This window comes from Bacillus sp. FSL M7-0791, assembly GCF_038627085.1.
Lineage (GTDB): Bacteria > Bacillota > Bacilli > Bacillales > Bacillaceae > Bacillus > Bacillus safensis.
Genome location: NZ_CP152022.1, coordinates 2,992,276 through 3,011,691, shown reverse-complemented (window position 1 = coordinate 3,011,691; position 19,416 = coordinate 2,992,276). Strand labels below are relative to the sequence as shown.

The 19,416-nt window shown below is 43.0% G+C and carries 20 protein-coding genes; 16 read left to right on the top strand and 4 right to left on the bottom strand.

The features are described from left to right. Positions 1-18: 18 nt before the first annotated feature. On the bottom strand, positions 19-234 hold the full coding sequence (yvfG, locus tag MHI08_RS15575; RefSeq protein WP_024423509.1) for a protein YvfG: 216 nt from the start codon (positions 232-234) through the stop codon (positions 19-21). Between the two features lie 70 nt (positions 235-304). On the opposite strand from yvfG, the gene rpoN reads away from it, so the two are divergent. Then, complete coding sequence (gene rpoN / locus MHI08_RS15570; RefSeq protein WP_342499746.1) at positions 305-1,603, top strand: RNA polymerase factor sigma-54; 1,299 nt, start codon at positions 305-307, stop codon at positions 1,601-1,603. A 171-nt stretch (positions 1,604-1,774) separates the two neighbouring features. Beyond that, complete coding sequence (locus MHI08_RS15565; protein ID WP_342499745.1) at positions 1,775-2,512, top strand: FadR/GntR family transcriptional regulator; 738 nt, start codon at positions 1,775-1,777, stop codon at positions 2,510-2,512. 30 nt (positions 2,513-2,542) lie between these two features. Here the strand turns inward: MHI08_RS15565 and MHI08_RS15560 are convergent, their stop codons facing one another. Then, positions 2,543-3,979: a sigma 54-interacting transcriptional regulator gene (locus MHI08_RS15560; RefSeq protein WP_342499744.1), complete on the bottom strand. Its 1,437-nt coding sequence runs from the start codon at positions 3,977-3,979 to the stop codon at positions 2,543-2,545. A gap of 197 nt (positions 3,980-4,176) precedes the next feature. Between MHI08_RS15560 and MHI08_RS15555 the strand changes: the two genes are divergently transcribed. From MHI08_RS15555 to MHI08_RS15495, 13 genes are all read left to right on the top strand, one after another. Further along, entirely contained in the window at positions 4,177-5,370 is a 1,194-nt protein-coding gene (locus MHI08_RS15555) for an ornithine--oxo-acid transaminase (protein ID WP_342499743.1), read from the top strand. Between the two features lie 139 nt (positions 5,371-5,509). Continuing rightward, positions 5,510-6,883 (top strand): amino acid permease, encoded by a 1,374-nt coding sequence (locus tag MHI08_RS15550; protein WP_342500200.1) that lies wholly within the window; start codon positions 5,510-5,512, stop codon positions 6,881-6,883. A gap of 298 nt (positions 6,884-7,181) precedes the next feature. Continuing rightward, positions 7,182-8,219: a sugar-binding transcriptional regulator gene (locus MHI08_RS15545; protein ID WP_024423502.1), complete on the top strand. Its 1,038-nt coding sequence runs from the start codon at positions 7,182-7,184 to the stop codon at positions 8,217-8,219. Between the two features lie 31 nt (positions 8,220-8,250). Next, positions 8,251-9,258 carry a type I glyceraldehyde-3-phosphate dehydrogenase gene (gene gap / locus MHI08_RS15540; RefSeq protein ID WP_007500174.1) on the top strand — a complete coding sequence of 336 codons (1,008 nt, stop codon included), beginning with the start codon at positions 8,251-8,253 and terminating at the stop codon, positions 9,256-9,258. 213 nt (positions 9,259-9,471) lie between these two features. Then, positions 9,472-10,656, top strand: a complete 1,185-nt coding sequence (locus MHI08_RS15535; RefSeq protein WP_044333914.1) for a phosphoglycerate kinase — start codon at positions 9,472-9,474, stop codon at positions 10,654-10,656. A gap of 30 nt (positions 10,657-10,686) precedes the next feature. Further along, positions 10,687-11,448, top strand: a complete 762-nt coding sequence (gene tpiA / locus MHI08_RS15530; RefSeq protein WP_342499742.1) for a triose-phosphate isomerase — start codon at positions 10,687-10,689, stop codon at positions 11,446-11,448. Further along, on the top strand, positions 11,441-12,976 hold the full coding sequence (gpmI, locus tag MHI08_RS15525) for a 2,3-bisphosphoglycerate-independent phosphoglycerate mutase (RefSeq protein ID WP_024423499.1): 1,536 nt from the start codon (positions 11,441-11,443) through the stop codon (positions 12,974-12,976). Before tpiA ends, gpmI begins: the two co-directional genes overlap by 8 nt. Before the next feature lie 30 nt (positions 12,977-13,006). Next, entirely contained in the window at positions 13,007-14,299 is a 1,293-nt protein-coding gene (eno, locus tag MHI08_RS15520) for a phosphopyruvate hydratase (protein ID WP_003212752.1), read from the top strand. A 257-nt stretch (positions 14,300-14,556) separates the two neighbouring features. Beyond that, a complete protein-coding gene (locus tag MHI08_RS15515) occupies positions 14,557-14,826 on the top strand; it encodes a hypothetical protein (RefSeq protein WP_342499741.1) in 270 nt (89 codons plus the stop codon). A 58-nt stretch (positions 14,827-14,884) separates the two neighbouring features. Continuing rightward, positions 14,885-15,652 carry an ABC transporter ATP-binding protein gene (locus tag MHI08_RS15510; protein ID WP_342499740.1) on the top strand — a complete coding sequence of 256 codons (768 nt, stop codon included), beginning with the start codon at positions 14,885-14,887 and terminating at the stop codon, positions 15,650-15,652. Further along, positions 15,624-17,021: a hypothetical protein gene (locus MHI08_RS15505; RefSeq protein ID WP_342499739.1), complete on the top strand. Its 1,398-nt coding sequence runs from the start codon at positions 15,624-15,626 to the stop codon at positions 17,019-17,021. The genes MHI08_RS15510 and MHI08_RS15505 overlap by 29 nt, the downstream gene beginning before the upstream one ends. Beyond that, positions 17,018-17,386 carry a hypothetical protein gene (locus tag MHI08_RS15500; protein ID WP_342499738.1) on the top strand — a complete coding sequence of 123 codons (369 nt, stop codon included), beginning with the start codon at positions 17,018-17,020 and terminating at the stop codon, positions 17,384-17,386. Before MHI08_RS15505 ends, MHI08_RS15500 begins: the two co-directional genes overlap by 4 nt. Further along, positions 17,383-17,664 carry a hypothetical protein gene (locus tag MHI08_RS15495; RefSeq protein WP_342499737.1) on the top strand — a complete coding sequence of 94 codons (282 nt, stop codon included), beginning with the start codon at positions 17,383-17,385 and terminating at the stop codon, positions 17,662-17,664. Before MHI08_RS15500 ends, MHI08_RS15495 begins: the two co-directional genes overlap by 4 nt. A 25-nt stretch (positions 17,665-17,689) precedes the next feature. Here MHI08_RS15495 and MHI08_RS15490 read toward each other — a convergent pair whose 3' ends face one another. Together MHI08_RS15490 and MHI08_RS15485 are read right to left on the bottom strand one after the other, a co-directional pair. Beyond that, positions 17,690-18,154 carry a GNAT family N-acetyltransferase gene (locus tag MHI08_RS15490; protein ID WP_056765773.1) on the bottom strand — a complete coding sequence of 155 codons (465 nt, stop codon included), beginning with the start codon at positions 18,152-18,154 and terminating at the stop codon, positions 17,690-17,692. A 15-nt stretch (positions 18,155-18,169) separates the two neighbouring features. Continuing rightward, a complete protein-coding gene (locus MHI08_RS15485; RefSeq protein WP_341082444.1) occupies positions 18,170-18,634 on the bottom strand; it encodes a hypothetical protein in 465 nt (154 codons plus the stop codon). A 118-nt stretch (positions 18,635-18,752) separates the two neighbouring features. Here MHI08_RS15485 and MHI08_RS15480 point away from each other — a divergent pair, with 118 nt between their 5' ends. After that, positions 18,753-19,385 carry an NAAT family transporter gene (locus tag MHI08_RS15480; protein WP_041107823.1) on the top strand — a complete coding sequence of 211 codons (633 nt, stop codon included), beginning with the start codon at positions 18,753-18,755 and terminating at the stop codon, positions 19,383-19,385. The last annotated feature ends 31 nt before the right edge of the window (positions 19,386-19,416 follow it).

The following is a 19,416-nucleotide window of genomic DNA, read 5'->3' as shown; positions in this document are numbered from 1 at the left end:
AAGGGTGTTCTTTTTCGTTCATTCGCTTTCTTTTTTCACCTTTTGATAGGCTTCATCAAGATGCTGAATTCGCTTCAATACAACCGCATTTTTGGTCAGCTGGTCTTGAACAAGCGTTGACACTACTGAGCGGTAATAGGCATTCATGGCATGAACCTTGTCTTCATTTTGGTTCATGGCGATGTGCTGCTTCAAGTTGTCGACAAAGTATGGAACGGAAAAAAGTTCAGACATAGAAATCACTCCTATTTCGTATATACGGTCCGTCAATCTTCATGTAAAATGATGAGAGGGAGGGGAGACAATGAGCCTTAAACTGCAACAAGAACAGGTATTAAAGCAGGTGCTCACACAAGAACTTAGGCAGGCCATTACGCTGCTGCAGCTGAATTGCGCAGAGCTCGGCGAGTATCTTGACCAATTAGCGCTTGAGAACCCTCTGATTGAGCGGAAAGACACGGACAGCTACCAACCAGTTTATCATAAAAAATCACAAGATCGAATGACAGAGCCGTATCGAACGCATCAAAAAGAAAGCCTGCAAATGTTTTTAAAAAGACAGGCGATTGATTTAAATTTAAGTGAAAAGAATCAAAGAATCTTTCACTTTATGATTGAGTCCATTGATTCCAATGGCTATCTAAATGAACCGATTGACGCAATGGCAACTGTCTTAGAGGTGCCAGCTGAAGAAGTAGAAGCTGTCCTTCATCAGCTGCAATCGCTGGAGCCTGCCGGGATTGGCGCAAAATCATTGCAGGAATGCATCCTCCTTCAGCTGAGAAGGAAAAAGAAGCGCTGGTATGAAGCCGAGCTGATCATCGAAGAGCATTTCTTTCTTTTTGCGAGAAAGGCTTGGAAGGAAATTGCGGCCAAAACAGGTGTTTCAATGAAAACACTCCAGGCGGTACAAGATGAAGTATCTCAGCTTGAACCAAGACCAGGCCTTCATTTCTCATATGATGAAGAGCATGTGTATATAGAGCCTGATGTGACGATTACTGTGGTGCAGGATCACATCACATTTGAGCTGAATCAGCGCGCTTTTCCAGACGTAGAAATGAATGAAGGCTACTTCGCCATGATTCAAGACCAAAAACGGCATGAAGCATATGCGTATTTAAAGGAAAAAGAGCAGCAGTACAATTGGCTTGTCCAAGCGCTGAAGCAAAGAAAGCAAACGATGACTCATGTCGTTCGTGAGATTATCTCACATCAGACCGATTTTTTCCTAACAGGGAAACATAAAATGAAACCGCTTACGATGAAGCGGATTGCAGATATACTGCAAGTCCATGAGTCAACAGTCAGCCGGACTGTAAAAGGGAAAATGGTGCAAACCCCTTATGGTCTTATGGAAATGAAACAATTTTTCCAAGCGAAATTAGAAGGGCATTCGCTAGAAGAGGCGTCCAGCTACACAGTCAAAACGCACATTGCAGAGCTCATCCAAACGGAAAACAAGAAAAAACCGTATTCAGATCAGCAAATCATGACACTGCTTCAGCAAACCTTTGGCATCCGCGCGTCGCGCAGAACCATTGCAAAATATCGTGAACAAATGAATCTTCCGTCCTCTACGCTGCGGAAGCGATACGATTAAAAAGAAGTACTTGCCAGAACATGGCACGTGCTTCTTTTTTGTTGAAAGCAAGGCAGCTCGAAGATTTCTTGAAAATTAAAGAGGGGAGACGTGTGATCGGAAATTTTGGGGTAAAGTATAAGATAGGGCATGAGCCGATAGGGATAGACAACAGTGATGAGGTGAGACCAATTGAAATATAAACAAATCAAAACGAAAAAAATATATGAAGAAATTGCGGATGCATTAATTGAATCCATTCGTACAGGTGAGCTTCTTCCAGGGGAAAAATTAGATTCGGTTCAAGCGCTTTCAGAAAGCTTTCAAGTCAGCCGTTCCGCTGTAAGAGAGGCACTGTCTGCTCTCAAAGCGATCGGATTAATAGAGATGAAGCAAGGGGAAGGCACGTATGTGAAGCAGTTCGATCCTGAGCAGCTCACATTTAGTTTGTCTCCTGCATTTTTGATGAAGCAGCATGATATCACGCAGCTCCTTGAATTAAGATCCATTATTGAGACGGGTGCTGTCAAAAAGGCAGCGCTCTTGCGAACGGACGATGACCTTCATCAGCTGCGTGAGGCACTTGAACAAATGAAACTCGCAGAAGCACATAAAGAAACTGGTGAAGAAGCAGACTTCTCCTTCCATCTCGCCTTAGCCAAAGCTTCAAAGAATGATTTATTAAAAGCGTTAATGAATCAGGTCTCCACCTTGCTGGTAGAAACAATGCGGGAAACGAGAAAAGTCGTCTTATTTTCAAGGAAAGCCTCCATTCGGCAGCTTTACAAAGAACATGAACACATTTACAAAGCCGTCATGGCAAGACAGCCAGAAGAAGCAGAAAGAGCGATGCTCACGCATTTAAAAAATGTAGAAAAACTGCTGAGTGATGTGAGTCAAGAACCGGCAGGACAGTCAGAACCACAGTAAGCTGTGCCGAATGAGGGCACAGCTCTATTATTAACGAGAAATATGCAGTTTTTTCATGCGATATTGCAGACTTTGCCTGCTCATGCCCAATAACTTTGCAGTCTGTGAAATATTATCGTCCATTTTTTCTAAGTAATGGACGATGTATTGTTTTTCGAATCGTTCCATTTGGGTTTGAAAATCAGTCGTATGTTCTGGGCTTGTATAAATAAACGTGTCAGCTGCGGTATGCTGCAAAGGGTTCGTCTGTAATTGCGCTGCAGGACGGCCTTCCCTATGTTTAAATCTAAAATGATATGGAAGGTGATGCATGCATAAGTAATCCTCATCCATCATCATATTCATCCCCGCTTCAATCACATGCTCCAGTTCTCGTACATTACCCGGCCAATCATACGCTTGAAAAAGGGCTAGTACCTCTTCGTCAGCCGCCTTCACCTTCATTTGAAACAGTTCATTATATTTTTTAATAAAATGACTGACAAATGTAGGAATGTCTTCTTTTCGTTCAGAAAGCGGCGGAATAAATAAGGTGACAATACCAAGCCGATAAAATAAATCCTTGCGCATGCGTCCGCCTGCGATTGCATCTACAGGATCCTCATTCATATTGGCAATGACTCTTACATCAACAGCGATTTCTTTTGTGCTGCCAAGCCTTCTCACACGTTTCTCCTGTAATACACGCAGCAGTTTTGCTTGAAGACCAGGATTTAATGAGTTGATCTCATCAAGCAGCAGTGTACCTCCCTGCGCCTGTTCAAATAAGCCGGGCTGATCAGTTGCGCCTGTAAAAGCCCCTTTTTGTGTACCAAAGAGCAGACTTTCAATGAGATTATCAGGCAGTGCCGCACAATTCTGGGTAATAAATGGTCCAGATGACCGGCTGCTGCCGTTATGAATACTTTGCGCAAATAGTTCTTTTCCTGTCCCTGTTTCTCCAACAATGAGCACATAGGAAGAGGTGCGTGTCGCTCGTTTTGCATGCTCAATCACCTCTAAAAACGCAGGACTGTGTCCAATAATGGAATCAAAGGTAAAGCGTGTGCTTCCTTTTTTCTTCATATTGTGGTGAATCAGCCGTTCCAGCTTCGTCACATCATTCGAAATTTCAACCGCTCCTTGGATGAGGCCGTCTCGAACGAGCGGGTATGTATGATTAATCGTTGTGATTTCTTTTCCGTTGTAATTATGATACGTCTGCTTTGCATGAACGGTTTGTTTCCCAGTACGCAGCGCTTGGACAAGCGTACTGTGCATTTCGTCTTGGAAGACGAAGAGATCTAATACATTTTTATGGAGAACATCAGAGCGTTTCAAAGACTCAATCTCCATCATTTTTTTATTATAAACAACAGTATTGCCATTCTCGTCAATTGCATGAATCCCGACATCTATTAAATCAAGCATTTGTTTATACAGATCAATCTCATTTTCCAGCTTTGCAGTATACGGATCTTCTTTCATTGAAGCACCTCCAGACGTTACCTCTATTTTACATGAAAAATTTTGCGGTTTCCTCTAAAAAATTTGGCAGATGCAAAGATATTTTGCACAAAAATCAGATCAATCACCGCCACAATGCGGGCAGAAAGTTGGCACGATCCTTGCATATCATATGGGTGTAGATAAAAGAGGCTAGCTTATAGAAGGAGGAATAGACGATGACACAGACAAATGAATTGATTCAACAAACCGAACAATACGGTGCGGCAAACTATCATCCGCTGCCAATTGTGATTTCAGAGGCTGAAGGAGTTTGGGTGACAGACCCTGAAGGCAATCGATATATGGATATGCTGAGTGCGTATTCTGCAGTGAACCAAGGCCATCGCCATCCCCGCATTATTGAGGCGCTCAAAAAACAGGCAGACCGTGTGACACTGACTTCAAGAGCTTTTCACAATGATCAGCTTGGCCCTTGGTATGAGAAAATTTGTCAACTGACGAATAAAGAGATGGCACTCCCGATGAATACTGGTGCTGAGGCTGTAGAAACAGCTGTAAAAGCAGCAAGACGCTGGGGCTATGACGTCAAAAGAATTGAAGACAATCGCGCAGAAATCATTGCGTGCGTCGGTAACTTCCATGGCAGAACGATGACGGCTGTTTCCCTTTCTTCTGAAGCAGAATATCAAAGAGGTTTCGGTCCAATGCTTCCAGGCATCAAACTGATTCCTTACGGAGATATTGAAGCGTTACGTGAAGCCATTACACCACAAACAGCGGCTTTTCTGATCGAACCTATTCAAGGAGAAGCGGGAATTGTCATGCCGCCAGAAGGCTTCTTGAAGGAAGCGAAAGCGCTTTGTGAAAAAGAACATGTGCTGTTCATTGCGGATGAAATTCAGGTCGGATTAGCGCGAACAGGCAAGATGTTTGCATGTGACTGGGAAGACATTGAGCCAGATATGCTGATTCTTGGGAAAGCTTTAGGCGGCGGTGTATTCCCAATCTCGTGTGTGGTCGCAAACCGCGATATATTAGGTGTGTTTAACCCTGGGTCTCACGGCTCTACCTTCGGCGGAAATCCTCTTGCGTGTGCGGTGTCGCTGGCTGCACTGGATGTCTTAATCGACGAAAACCTTGCAGCGCGTTCTATGGAGCTTGGCGAATACTTAAAAGACAAACTCACGCGCATTCAAAGTCCTGTCATCAAGGAAGTGCGCGGTCGCGGATTATTTATCGGCATGGAGCTGACAGAGGCAGCGAGACCTTATTGTGAAAAGCTGAAACAATCAGGGCTGTTATGTAAGGAAACCCATGAGACCGTCATCCGCTTTGCACCGCCTCTCACGATATCTAAAGAAGATTTAGACTGGGCGATTGGTCATATTGAAGCATTATTACAAGCATAAATGTCAAAGGGGGAGAAACCTTCACTTTCTCCCTTTCTCTTTCAACGAACAGCGAATTTTGTCAAAGGATGATGAATAGAAGAGTGAAAGTGGGGAAGCGGATTTGAACCAAGAACAGCATAATGAACTAGAACGTTCCATGAAAAGCAGGCATCTCTTTATGATTGCCTTAGGCGGCGTCATTGGTACTGGTCTTTTCCTTGGGTCAGGACTCATTATCCATCAGGCTGGACCCGGGGGAGCCATTCTATCCTTTATCATTGGCGGATTGTTAATGTATTTGGTGATGCTCTGTCTTGGAGAATTAGCAGTGGCGATGCCGACAGCGGGTTCCTTTCAGGAGTATGCAACCAAATATATAGGTCCGTCCACAGGCTTTATGATCGGCTGGCTTTATTGGTTTAGCTGGGCATGTACAATAGGACTGGAGTTTACGTCAGCAGGCATTTTGCTCCAAAGGTGGTTCCCAGATATCCCTGTTTGGCTTTGGTGTCTTGCATTTAGCGTGATTTTATTTGCAGTGAATGCTATCTCAGCTCGCAGCTTCGCTGAAACCGAGTTTTGGTTTTCAGCCATTAAGGTCGCTGCCATTCTATTGTTTATTATCATTGGAATTGGCGCAATTTTCGGAATGATTCATCTGAAAGATGGAGAACCAGCCCCTCTATTTCGTCATTTGACGGATCATGGCGGACTATTTCCTAACGGCGTTTTTGCTATTTTATTAACCATGGTCACGGTCAATTTCTCCTTTCAAGGAACAGAACTTGTAGGGATTGCAGCAGGAGAGAGTGAAAGCCCTGAAAAAACATTGCCTCGTTCTATACGAAATATTATTTGGAGGACGATGGTCTTCTTCGTTTTATCCATTGCGGTTCTGGCCGCGCTTCTTCCGTGGCAGACAGCAGGCACCGTCGACAGCCCGTTTGTCGTCGTGCTGGACAAGGTCGGTATACCATATGCGGCAGATATCATGAATTTTATCATCATCACAGCCGTCTTATCTGTAGCAAACTCTGGATTATATGCATCATCACGTATGCTTTGGTCGCTGTCGAAAGACGGGAAAGGACCTGACTTTACGAAAAAGCTGTCCAAGCGTAAAATTCCGATCAATGCACTATTGGTGACAATGGGCGTATCTGCACTATCTCTGCTGACAAGTGTTGTGGCACCAAAAACGGTGTATGTGTGGCTCATTTCTATTTCTGGTATGGTTCTTGTTGTGGTATGGATGTCTATTTGCTTGTCTCAGTATTTCTTTAGAAAACAATTCATAAAGGCGGGCGGAGATGTAAAGGATCTCGTCTTCCGAACACCGCTCTATCCATTTGTTCCATTAGCAGGCTTTATCGCATTTGGTATTGTCCTCATCAGCTTATTTTTTATCGAGGATCAGCGGATCGGCCTTTATTGCGGAATCCCGTTCATGGCTGCCTGCTACATTATTTATTATCTCAAAATCAAACCGAAGGAAGAGGCAAAACAGCTTGGAACCATCACGAAAACATAAGCAGATCCGTAAAAAAATGTGCATGCTCATATCACCAGCATGCACATTTTCAATCGTGAATTCATTCTATATAAAAGAAAATTAATATTTTTCATAGCAAGAACCTTGATGACAAGCAGGCTTTCGGTGAAAATGTGTCTATTTTTTGTCTAAATGTGTTTGTAAGAGTTGAAAATGCAAGATTATCCTGTTAAAATAATTAAAGAAAGCAGGGATTGATTTTTTTTGGCTGTGGCGGGACGTTTTTTGTCACAGTGGGACGTTTTTAGTCCAACGTGAAAAGGAAGGGTCGTTAGCCATGAATCGTTTATTGGAAGCTCAAAAAAAATTATTGCCAGATCTTCTCATTGTTATGCAAAAACGCTACGACATTTTGCAGTACATCAGATTAGCTGAACCGATTGGCCGCAGAAGTCTTGCGACAAGTCTTGGTCTCAGTGAGCGCATCTTACGTGCTGAAGTTCAGTTTTTAAAAGAACAAAATCTGCTGGATGTGAAAACGAGCGGTATGATGCTGACGAGTGAGGGTCACGCTTTGCTTGAAATGCTTGAAGGAATGATGAAGGACGTTTTAGGTTTAACCTTTTTGGAAAATACATTAAAGAGAAAGTTAGGCCTGGAAGAAGTCATGATCGTTTCTGGAGACAGTGACGAATCCCCGTGGGTGAAGCAAGAAATGGGAAGAGCTGCTGTCCAATGCATGAAAAAAAGGTTTACTGGAAATAATATCGTCGCCGTCACTGGCGGAACGACGATGGAAGCCGTTGCCGAAATGATGACCCCTGATGCCAAAAACCGCGATACGATGTTTGTCCCTGCGAGAGGCGGTCTTGGGGAGAATGTAAAAAATCAGGCAAACACCATTTGTGCCCACATGGCTGAAAAAGCTTCCGGTACTTACAAACTGCTGTTTGTTCCAGGGCAGCTGTCAGAAGGTGCTTACTCTTCCATTATTGAAGAGCCGTCCGTCAAAGAAGTGCTTCAAACGATTAAATCGTCCACGATGCTCATTCATGGTATTGGTGAAGCAAAAACAATGGCGATGAGACGAAATACACCAGCTGAAGATTTAAAAAAGATTGATGAGCATGACGCAGTGACAGAGGCCTTTGGCTATTACTTTAATCGTGATGGTGAGGTCGTACACAAAGTGCACTCCGTCGGCATGCAGTTAGATGATCTAGAAAGCATTCCACATATCATTGCTGTTGCAGGTGGATCATCAAAGGCGGGGGCAATTGAAGCTTATTTCAAAAAACCGCGCCGAACGGTTCTCGTCACAGACGAAGGAGCCGCAAAAGAGTTATTAAGGGAGTCAATTGATCCCTCAATATAAAACATTGTGACCTATAAAAGGAGGAAACATCATGGCAGTAAAAGTCGGTATTAACGGATTTGGACGTATTGGACGTAACGTATTTCGTGCAGCATTAAATAATCCTGAAGTTGAGGTAGTAGCGGTTAACGATCTAACAGATGCTAACATGCTTGCACACCTTTTACAATATGACTCTGTTCACGGAAAACTAGATGCAGAGGTTTCTGTAGACGGTACAAACTTAGTAGTGAACGGTAAAACAATCGAAGTATCAGCTGAACGTGACCCTGCGAAATTAAGCTGGGGTAAACAAGGCGTAGAAATCGTTGTTGAATCTACTGGATTCTTCACAAAACGTGCAGACGCTGCGAAACACTTAGAAGCTGGCGCTAAAAAAGTCATCATCTCTGCTCCTGCTAACGAAGAAGATATCACAATCGTTATGGGTGTAAACGAAGACAAATACGATGCAGCTAGCCACGATGTCATCTCTAATGCATCTTGTACGACAAACTGCTTAGCTCCATTTGCAAAAGTACTTAACGATAAATTTGGTATCAAACGCGGTATGATGACAACTGTTCACTCATACACAAATGATCAGCAAATTCTTGATCTTCCGCACAAAGACTACCGTCGTGCTCGTGCAGCTGCGGAAAACATCATCCCAACTTCTACAGGTGCTGCGAAAGCTGTTTCACTTGTATTGCCTGAACTTAAAGGTAAATTAAACGGTGGCGCTATGCGTGTTCCAACACCTAACGTTTCTTTAGTTGACCTTGTTGCTGAATTAAACCAAGATGTAACAGCTGAAGACGTAAATGCAGCACTTAAAGAAGCAGCTGAAGGAGAACTTAAAGGAATCCTTGGCTACAGCGAAGAGCCATTAGTATCTGGTGACTACAATGGTAATGCAAACTCTTCAACAATCGATGCTCTTTCTACAATGGTAATGGAAGGCAGCATGGTGAAAGTAATCTCTTGGTACGATAACGAGAGCGGATATTCTCACCGCGTTGTTGACCTTGCAGCTTACATTGCAAAACAAGGTCTTTAATTTCTCACACTGAAGGAACTCACTTGGTTCTTTCCTAGAGACACGATATAATGAAGACGGACAAGGGAAGGGGAAGCATCCCTTTCCCTTTTTCTCTGTTTTTATCCGTTCTGCACGATTTCTCGTTTTGATGAGGGCAAAATGGGAAAAGGATAAAGAGAGTCTTGTCCAATGCGTAAGGAAACCAGAATAAAGGAGGATCTCCTGACGAGCATGAATAAGAAATCAGTAAAAGACATTGACGTAAAAGGTAAAGTTGTGTTCTGCCGCGTAGATTTTAACGTTCCGATGAAGGACGGAGAAGTGACGGATGATACTCGTATCCGCGCAGCATTACCAACAATTGAGTATTTAACAGGACAAGGCGCAAAGGTACTGCTAGCTAGTCATTTGGGTCGTCCGAAGGGTCAAGTTACTGAAGAACTGCGTCTGACACCTGTGGCAAAACGTCTGCAAGAGCTTCTTGGAAAAGAAGTGAAAAAAGCAGATGAAGCTTACGGCGACAACGTGAAAAAGCAAATCTCTGACTTAAAAGAAGGAGATGTGCTAGTGCTTGAAAACGTTCGTTTCTATCCTGGTGAAGAAAAGAACGATCCTGAATTATCAAAAGCATTTGCTGATTTAGCCGATGTGTATGTCAATGATGCGTTCGGTGCTGCACACCGTGCACATGCATCGACAGCTGGTATTGCAGCTTATCTTCCGGCTGTTTCAGGCTTCCTCATGCAAAAAGAGCTTGAGGTTCTAGGGAAAGCCATTTCAAATCCTGATCGCCCATTTACAGCGATTATCGGCGGCGCAAAGGTAAAGGATAAAATCGGTGTGATTGAAAGTCTTCTTGATAAAGTGGACAACCTCATCATCGGCGGCGGACTTGCTTACACATTTGTGAAAGCACTTGGCCACGAGGTAGGGAAATCTCTACTAGAAGAAGATAAAGTCGATTTAGCGAAATCCTTTATGGACCGTGCAAAAGAAAAAGGCGTGAACTTCCTGATTCCAACAGATGTTCTGGTAGCCGACGACTTTTCAAATGATGCGAATACAAGCATTGTGCCAATCTCTCAAATTCCAAGTGATCTAGAAGCACTTGATATTGGAACAGAGACAAGAGAAAAGTATGCTGACGTTATTAAAAATAGCAAACTTGTTGTCTGGAACGGACCAATGGGTGTATTTGAAATCGATGCATTCGCTAAAGGAACAAAAGCTATCGCAGAAGCACTGGCAGAAGCAAAAGATACATATTCTGTCATTGGTGGTGGAGATTCAGCAGCAGCTGTTGAGAAATTTGGTCTTGCCGATCAGATGAGCCATATTTCTACAGGCGGCGGCGCTTCACTTGAATTTATGGAAGGCAAAGAACTTCCTGGTGTTACTGCATTAAACGATAAATAAGACCAAAACTGCTATAAGGAAGTGTCAATCATGAGAAAACCAATTATAGCTGGGAACTGGAAAATGAACAAAACACTTGGCGAAGCAGTCAGCTTCGTTGAAGAAGTCAAGTCATCTATTCCATCTCCTGACAAAGTGGAATCCATTGTCTGTGCGCCAGCTCTTTTCCTCGAAAAGCTAAACAGCCTATCAAACGGAACAGACCTTAAAATTGGTGCACAAAACATGCACTTTGAAGAAAATGGTGCATTCACTGGTGAAATCAGCCCTGCTGCTTTAAAAGATTTAGGCATCGGCTATTCAGTGATTGGGCATTCAGAGCGCCGTGAATTCTTTGCTGAAACAGATGAAACAGTGAACAAAAAAGCACATGCTGCATTCAAGCATGGCATCGTTCCAATCATTTGTGTAGGTGAAACGCTTGAAGAGCGTGAAGCTGGCAAAACAAATGAACTTGTCGCTGATCAAGTGAAGAAAGCACTAGCTGGTTTAACGAAGCAGCAAGTTACTGAATCTGTGATTGCATATGAGCCAATCTGGGCTATCGGTACAGGAAAATCTTCTACAGCGAAAGATGCAAACGACGTTTGCGCACACATCCGCCAAACCGTTGCAAGCGAATTTGGTCAAGAAGCGGCAGACAGCCTTCGCATTCAATATGGCGGAAGCGTGAAGCCGGCAAATATTAAAGAATATATGGCAGAATCCGATATTGACGGTGCTTTGGTAGGCGGCGCAAGCTTAGAACCTCAGTCTTTCGTTCAATTATTGGAGGAAGGTCAATATGAGTAAGAAACCAGCTGCATTAATCATCTTAGACGGGTTCGGTTTAAGAGGCGAAACAGTCGGTAACGCTGTCGCACAAGCAAAAAAGCCGAACTTTGACCGCTACTGGAACGAATTTCCGCATCAAACCTTAACGGCTTCAGGTGAGGCAGTAGGTCTACCGGAAGGTCAAATGGGGAACTCTGAAGTTGGGCATTTGAACATCGGTGCAGGACGCATTGTGTATCAAAGCTTAACAAGGGTGAATGTTGCCATTCGTGAAGGGGAATTTGAGAAAAACGAAACGTTCCTAGATGCAATGACGTATGCAAAAGAGAATGACAAGGCGCTTCATTTATTTGGACTCTTGTCAGACGGCGGTGTGCACAGTCACATCCAGCATCTTTTTGCCCTGCTGAAGCTGGCGAAAAAAGAAGGCTTAACAAAGGTATACATTCATGGTTTCTTGGACGGACGTGATGTTGGTCAGAAGACAGCCAAAGTGTACTTAAAACAGCTGGAAGAACAAATCAAAGAAATCGGTGTCGGTGAAGTGGCAACACTTTCAGGACGCTATTACTCAATGGACCGTGACAAACGCTGGGATCGTGTGGAGAAAGCGTACCGCGCGATGGCATATGGTGAAGGGCCAAGCTATCAAAACATCTATGATGTCGTTGATGACTCCTATGAAAATGGAATCTACGATGAATTCGTTATTCCATCTGTCATTACGAGAGAAAATGGTGAGCCGGTTGCCAAAGTAAACGACGGAGACTCTGTGATTTTCTATAACTTCCGTCCAGACCGTGCCATCCAAATCTCGAACACTTTCACAAATGCAGATTTCCGCTCGTTTGACCGCGGAGAAGCTCATCCGAAGAATTTACACTTCGTCTGCTTCACACACTTCAGTGAAACGGTTGATGGCTATGTTGCCTTCAAACCAGTGAATTTGGATAACACAGTAGGAGAAGTGCTTTCTCAAAACGGATTGAAACAGCTGCGGATTGCTGAAACAGAGAAATATCCTCATGTCACGTTCTTTATGAGCGGTGGACGTGAAGAAGAATTTCCTGGTGAAGACCGCATCTTAATCAATTCACCAGATGTAGCAACCTATGACCTCAAGCCGGAAATGAGTGCTTATGAGGTAAAGGATGCACTTGTTGCAGACATCAATGCTGACAAGCATGATGCGATCATTCTGAACTTTGCTAACCCGGATATGGTTGGTCATTCAGGTATGCTCGAGCCAACAATCAAAGCCATTGAAGCAGTAGATGAGTGCTTAGGAGCTGTAGTCGACGCAATCCTGGCAAAAGGCGGACATGCCATCATCACGGCAGACCACGGTAACGCAGACGTGCTGATTACCGAAGAAGGAAAGCCGCATACTGCACATACAACGAATCCTGTACCAGTCATCGTGACGAAAAAAGGTGCGACGCTTAGAGAAGGCGGCATTTTAGCTGATCTATCTCCAACGCTTTTAGACTTACTTGGTCTTGAAAAACCAAAAGAGATGACAGGAACATCATTAATTCAGAAATAAAAAAATTGATTCAAAAGGAGAGAAATAACGATGCCATACATTGTTGACGTATATGCACGCGAAGTATTAGACTCTCGCGGTAACCCAACAGTTGAAGTAGAAGTTTACACAGAATCTGGCGGCTTTGGCCGTGCGCTTGTTCCAAGTGGTGCTTCTACTGGTGAATATGAAGCAGTAGAACTACGTGACGGAGACAAAGACCGTTACCTTGGAAAAGGTGTTCTGACAGCTGTAAACAACGTAAACGAAATCATTGCACCAGAGCTTTTAGGCTTTGATGTAACAGAACAAGTAGCGATTGACAAAATGTTAATCGAACTTGACGGAACAGAAAACAAAGGGAAATTAGGCGCAAACGCAATCCTTGGCGTATCTATCGCTGTAGCACGTGCGGCTGCTGATTTCTTACAAATCCCACTTTATCAATACCTTGGTGGATTCAACTCCAAAACGCTTCCAGTACCGATGATGAACATCGTCAACGGCGGAGAGCATGCGGATAACAACGTAGACATTCAAGAATTCATGATTATGCCTGTAGGTGCACCGAACTTCCGTGAAGCACTTCGCATGGGCGCTCAAATCTTCCATAGTCTGAAATCTGTATTAAGCGCAAAAGGCTTAAACACAGCTGTAGGTGACGAAGGTGGATTCGCTCCAAACCTTGGTTCTAACGAAGAAGCACTTCAAACAATCGTTGAAGCGATCGAAAAAGCTGGCTTCAAACCAGGTGAAGAAGTGAAACTTGCAATGGATGCTGCATCTTCTGAGTTCTACAACAAAGAAGACGGTAAATATCATTTATCAGGCGAAGGTGTTGTGAAAACATCTGCTGAAATGGTTGATTGGTATGAAGATATGGTATCGAAATACCCAATCATCTCTATCGAAGACGGCCTTGATGAAAACGACTGGGAAGGTCACAAACTATTAACTGAGCGCCTTGGCAGCAAGGTTCAGCTAGTAGGAGATGACTTATTCGTTACAAATACGAAGAAGCTATCTGAAGGAATCAAAAACGGCGTTGGTAACTCAATCCTGATCAAAGTAAACCAAATCGGTACATTAACTGAAACATTTGATGCAATCGAAATGGCAAAACGCGCAGGATACACAGCTGTTATCTCTCACCGTTCTGGTGAAACTGAAGACAGCACGATTGCAGACATCGCTGTTGCAACAAATGCTGGACAAATCAAAACAGGTGCTCCGTCTCGTACGGACCGTGTGGCGAAATACAACCAATTACTTCGCATCGAAGATCAATTGGCTGAAACAGCACAATATCACGGCATTGCAACATTCTATAACTTGAATAAATAATGTCAGCTATGCGCTGCGTTCCGCTCTTTCATGAGAGCGGGGCGCAGCGTTTTTTTGTGTTAAGCGAAATCCGCTGGCTAATTCATTTGACTTATCCTATTTTTGTAAAAAATCCTCCTTCAGTTAGAGAAAAAAGCAAAATCCCCTCCATTTATAAGCACTAAATCATGAAAAATCGACTAAAAATATGATCTGAAATGAACTTATGCTTTCTGTAAGGGGGTGGTATCATTTTACATATATTAGGGGGTGATGAGATGCTGAATCCTTTTAGCCTTCGTTTTCCAGTAGGTGTATATATGTATGTTCTTAACCTATTGGCGGCATATGATGAAAGGAAGCAACGAATTCTAACTTCTAAGAATGTACAGAAAAACGCATTTTGGATTTATGTCCTTGCCGCTATATTGGGCATTATTTCACTTGGAGCATTGATTTGGGCATGCAAGACCTTTGGACGAGGCTCCAAATTTTTAGGTGAGTTCAAATTATTAGGCATGTATGTTAAAATCCAGTGCGGTTTTTAACAGGGATGAGAACAGATGCAAGGGCATCTGTTCTATCTGAAACAAACGGAGGGATATGATGCTGACATTACGATTAAAAGAAAAAACATATAGCCGCACCTTCTCTCTCCGCAATATTCAAATGAATGTCGAGAAAGGGCAGATGCTGTTGCTTTTGGGGCATAATGGTGCGGGAAAGACGACGATAATCCAATCCATGTTTGGGCTGACGCCATTTAAAGGATGCGTCACTTTACATGGTAAACAGCTGAATCTTCAATCCTCAGAACATATCTCCTTGTTGAAAAAACATGTGTCCTATATTCCTGACGAGCATTCGTTGTTCGATTATTTATCACCGAGGGAATACTTTCAATTACTTCAACTGCCAAATGAGCAAGATGTCACACGGGAAGAGACGTTCATCGATCTGTTTGAGCTGGGTTCTTATATGGATCAGCCTATCGCTCAGCTGTCTCATGGCAATCAAAAGAAAACACAGATCATTTCACAGCTCCTCAGGCCATGTGATTATTATGTGTTTGATGAGCCAACGAACGGTCTTGATCCAGATATGATGATCATCTTAAAAAAGGTGCTCATGAAGCTGAGAGATCAAGGCGCTGGCATTCTCATTTCAACCCATCATTTGAGCTTTGGTGATACGCTTTATGACCATCTCATGATCTTAAGAAATGGGGAGGTCAAGCTGGATATGTCCCGCCAAGAAACGACTCAGACATTTCCTCATCAGGCACTTGAAGAGATTTATAAAGAAGTGAATCGAGATTACTATATGCAGGTGGAGAGGTTGCTCAATGATCTGGACACGACACGTTCTTCATAAAATAGAATGGGGAATGCTGACAACGAAAGGAAAGCAGCTCGCAAAAAAGTACCCTATACAGCTTCTCGCAGCCGTGGTTTTTTTCTTGCTCATGTATGCGATATATGTCGTCATCAGCCTTCGCTTTTTCATGCAGGCAGGAGAAAGTGAGCCGGCTGCTTTATACCTCCAATTGATGAAAATGACGCTTTTACTTCTAGGTGCAGGTATTGTGTTATCCCGCAATAAATTAAAGCGTCAGGAATATCAATTTTACTTTTTGAATAGTGCGATACAAAGTGTGCCATTTGTCCTTTGTGTGTATTTCTTTCCAGTGCTCTTTTGTTTCCTTATGGTTGGACTGCTTTTTTTACCGATTGTATTAGGCCTTTTGATCAGCGGTGTTACGCCATCTTTGTATTGGATAACGGCTGTATGCATGACTTGCTGTGTACTGGCGCTGCTTGCACTTGCTTCTTGGATGGTGATGCGGATTGCTGTGAGCCATTTCGTATCAAAAACAAAAGAGCATTTGCTGCTGCAAACGCTCGGCTTTGCGGTGCTGAATCTATTGGTGTTTCTCCTTTTGAAAAAAGCAATGGAGATGATCCGAGTATGGCCATCAGTCTATCTCATATTTCTCGTGATCCTTCTAAGCGCTGGCTGGCTCTGGCTGAAGGGGTTAGCGGCTTCTTATGTCCATCAGATGTTTTTGCAGCTGAAAACAGAGGTAAAGTCGTTTTCTTACAAGAAAATCAGAACGCAATCTTCCTTTCTGACGCACCTGCGGCAGGAATTGGTCTATTTCAGCCGGTCAGCTGTTTTTAAAGAACAGGGCATTTTGTTTCTATTTCTCATTTGTTTGACGGCGGGGCTGCCATTTGTTTTTACACCGGTAGAAACCGGCTGGCTGTATGCCTTTATTGTGCAGTATGCGTTAAAGGAAATATTGATCATGCTTCCGCTGATGATTGGCAGAGAATATCATATGAATCAAAGGGCCATCTTTATGTTAAATACATCAAAGGGTGCTTATTTATTGTCGAGAATTTTATTTTATTACGCTATTAATTTGTTGATATATTTTGTGTTTATTGGGCTTGCATCTATGGTGATAGGCATTGAAAGTGAAGGTCATGGCCTCGCAAGTTTGTCCATTTTGTTGATCACTGCCATGGCGGCCTGTACAGGGTTTATCGTGAAGATCAGTGAGTTTAATAAACTGTTTGTCATCGTAATGATGATTGCTGTATTCAGCTTCATCGATATGCTTTTATTGAAGTGGCTTTCATCAGATGTGTATCTTCTCGCTACTGCTTATCTGCTAGGTTCACTTGCATTTTATAGCTGTATATATACGGTCATGTTAAAGAGGCCTGTCTTGCGATGATAGAACTTGTGTGTAGTTTCCTAGCGGTTGTGATGATACATGAACTCGGTCATATGCTGATGATCATGTTGTGTAACAAGATCGAAAAAAGGCCGCTCTTTGATTTTGTGATCACGATTGATTGGAAGCATGTGGCGGTCGTCCATGAGAAATTTGTCCGGCCGAGCTTCAATATGATGGTGGCACTTGCAGGCCCGCTCTTTCCGGTGCTTTGTTCGCTTGTGCTTTATATGATATGGAAGCATCCTGTCAGTCATCAGCTGCTGTTTTTTTCTTTACTGAATACGGTGATGCTGCATCCAGCTTGCCCTGACGGAAAAAATATCACAGCCAGTTTAAAAGAGATGAAGGAGAGAAAGAGATGATCAAAGTATTTCATTCGTTTTCCAGCGGTATAACACTTGCGATGCTGTATGTATTTGCTGTGTTTATGACCCCTGTTTTTTTACTGCTGATAGAGGTCAATCATGTTGAATCAAGCCCAACATTGTTTGGCATGCCATTTTATATCATGAAAATTGAAGAGTATCAATTCAGCTCAGAGGCGACGCTCTTTGGATGTGTGGTCTGCTTTTTAGCTGGCGCCGTGCTTTATTTCTTCATTCAATATGTGAAGCATGTGGTAAAAAAACGCAGAACATAAAAAAGCAGACGGACGGAACAAAACATCAGTCTGCTTGCAAAGTGAGTGACAGCCGTACCATATCCATACACTGAATGCCATTTTCAAAAATCGGTTCATCATAATGCTTAAGAAAGAAATCGTGGTCAATAGATATCATGCGGAAGCCGCATTTCTGATAAAGTGCGAGCTGCTGAATGCTCGAGTTGCCTGTGCCGATTTCAACCGTGTGAAAACCTGCGGCTTTCGCTTCAGCAATGGCATGGCGGATCAGCTGCTTCCCAATTCCTTTTCCTTGCCATGATTCCTTCACGGCGACATTGATGATTTCGACTGTCTGCTGAGACAGAGATAAAAGCACATAGACACCAATCACGTCCTGTTCATGATACGCGGCATAACAAGAGCCGGATTGCACATAAGTAAGAACCTTTTCCTTTGAAGGATCAGCTAAGAGTAAAAGATCCATAGGGACGGATTGATCACCTGACAATGGCCGAATGTGTATCATATTTTTTCATCCTTTCTATTCTTTAATATATCCTTGTTTCACACCCCAATCATATTGATCCTGTACCCATTGTGAGGGCGGATTGTGAGTGACATTTGGGTCTTTTTTAACAGTTGGTTGCCTTGCAGCCTGTGCGCTCTGTTTATTCGCTTGAGCAGTGGCTTTCGCTGCTGTCAGCTCTTTTTGAAGCTGGTCAATTTTTGACTCAAGTATTTTACGTTGCTTGACTTCTTTTTGATAGGCTTTCTTTTCGTTTTTGAGCTTTTTGGTGATGGTAGACAGTTTCTTTTTTTGATCTTCGTTTTCATGCTTCATATCCGCTTGATCTGATTTTAATTTCGAAAGCTTCTCGTCGTTCGTTTTGCTTTCTTGCTGATGTTTTTCCTCAGCTGCTTTGATGGTCTGCTGCTGCCAAACCATCCAGCCGGCTGCTCCTAAAACCGCAACAGATAGAAGGATGATGGTGATCGTTTTCTTCATGTGTCATTCCCCTTTCTTTAAACCTTTATTATCATCGGTTAAATATATACAGGTTTTAACATCACAAGGGAATATTCACATCAGATTGGCAGACACTATGAAAAAAGGAGGGTGTCTGTTGATTTCCTTTATGATTCATGTTGTGGTTTCATTATTTGCTGTATCAAACCCTATTGGAAACGTGCCTCTTTTCATCACTTTAACAGAGGGATATACAGAGAAAGAACGCTCCCAGACAGCCAAAAAAGCCATTGTGGTCTCTTTCATTATTCTTGTTGCCTTTCTATTGGCAGGGAGGCTCATTTTCAAATTGTTTGGGATCGATATTCATGCACTCCGTATCGCCGGAGGTATTTTTATTTTTGGTATCGCTTACAATTTACTGAATGCAAAGGAGTCACATGTCCAAAATCCTCATTCTGAGGAAAAGGCAGAAAGCAAAGAAAAGGCGGATGTCTCCGTTACGCCGCTGGCGATTCCGATCATCGCTGGTCCCGGTACAATCGCTACAGTGATGAGTTTAACCCCGGGAAGTCAAGGGATGCTTCACATGTTTGCGATTTTAATCGGCATTGTCATCGTTCTGGCAATGACCTTTTATGCCTTTCATTATTCAAGTTTCATTATGCGGAAAATGGGGAAAACAGAGATGAATGTCGTGACGCGGTTAATGGGATTAATTCTTGCTGTAGTGGCAGTTGAGATGATCGGCGCAGGATTAAAAGGGATGTTTCCAATGTTTATGCAATAGGTGTATATAAAAAAGCTGTTTTTTTCTACAA

Bases quoted from the DNA above. Each gene is read 5' to 3' on its own strand.
- yvfG (WP_024423509.1), bottom strand. From the start codon at position 234: ATGTCTGAACTTTTTTCCGTTCCATACTTTGTCGACAACTTGAAGCAG.
- rpoN (WP_342499746.1), top strand. From the start codon at position 305: ATGAGCCTTAAACTGCAACAAGAACAGGTATTAAAGCAGGTGCTCACA.
- MHI08_RS15560 (WP_342499744.1), bottom strand. From the start codon at position 3,979: ATGAAAGAAGATCCGTATACTGCAAAGCTGGAAAATGAGATTGATCTG.
- MHI08_RS15555 (WP_342499743.1), top strand. From the start codon at position 4,177: ATGACACAGACAAATGAATTGATTCAACAAACCGAACAATACGGTGCG.
- MHI08_RS15550 (WP_342500200.1), top strand. From the start codon at position 5,510: ATGAAAAGCAGGCATCTCTTTATGATTGCCTTAGGCGGCGTCATTGGT.
- MHI08_RS15545 (WP_024423502.1), top strand. From the start codon at position 7,182: ATGAATCGTTTATTGGAAGCTCAAAAAAAATTATTGCCAGATCTTCTC.
- gap (WP_007500174.1), top strand. From the start codon at position 8,251: ATGGCAGTAAAAGTCGGTATTAACGGATTTGGACGTATTGGACGTAAC.
- MHI08_RS15535 (WP_044333914.1), top strand. From the start codon at position 9,472: ATGAATAAGAAATCAGTAAAAGACATTGACGTAAAAGGTAAAGTTGTG.
- tpiA (WP_342499742.1), top strand. From the start codon at position 10,687: ATGAGAAAACCAATTATAGCTGGGAACTGGAAAATGAACAAAACACTT.
- gpmI (WP_024423499.1), top strand. From the start codon at position 11,441: ATGAGTAAGAAACCAGCTGCATTAATCATCTTAGACGGGTTCGGTTTA.
- eno (WP_003212752.1), top strand. From the start codon at position 13,007: ATGCCATACATTGTTGACGTATATGCACGCGAAGTATTAGACTCTCGC.
- MHI08_RS15515 (WP_342499741.1), top strand. From the start codon at position 14,557: ATGCTGAATCCTTTTAGCCTTCGTTTTCCAGTAGGTGTATATATGTAT.
- MHI08_RS15510 (WP_342499740.1), top strand. From the start codon at position 14,885: ATGCTGACATTACGATTAAAAGAAAAAACATATAGCCGCACCTTCTCT.
- MHI08_RS15505 (WP_342499739.1), top strand. From the start codon at position 15,624: ATGATCTGGACACGACACGTTCTTCATAAAATAGAATGGGGAATGCTG.
- MHI08_RS15500 (WP_342499738.1), top strand. From the start codon at position 17,018: ATGATAGAACTTGTGTGTAGTTTCCTAGCGGTTGTGATGATACATGAA.
- MHI08_RS15495 (WP_342499737.1), top strand. From the start codon at position 17,383: ATGATCAAAGTATTTCATTCGTTTTCCAGCGGTATAACACTTGCGATG.
- MHI08_RS15490 (WP_056765773.1), bottom strand. From the start codon at position 18,154: ATGATACACATTCGGCCATTGTCAGGTGATCAATCCGTCCCTATGGAT.
- MHI08_RS15485 (WP_341082444.1), bottom strand. From the start codon at position 18,634: ATGAAGAAAACGATCACCATCATCCTTCTATCTGTTGCGGTTTTAGGA.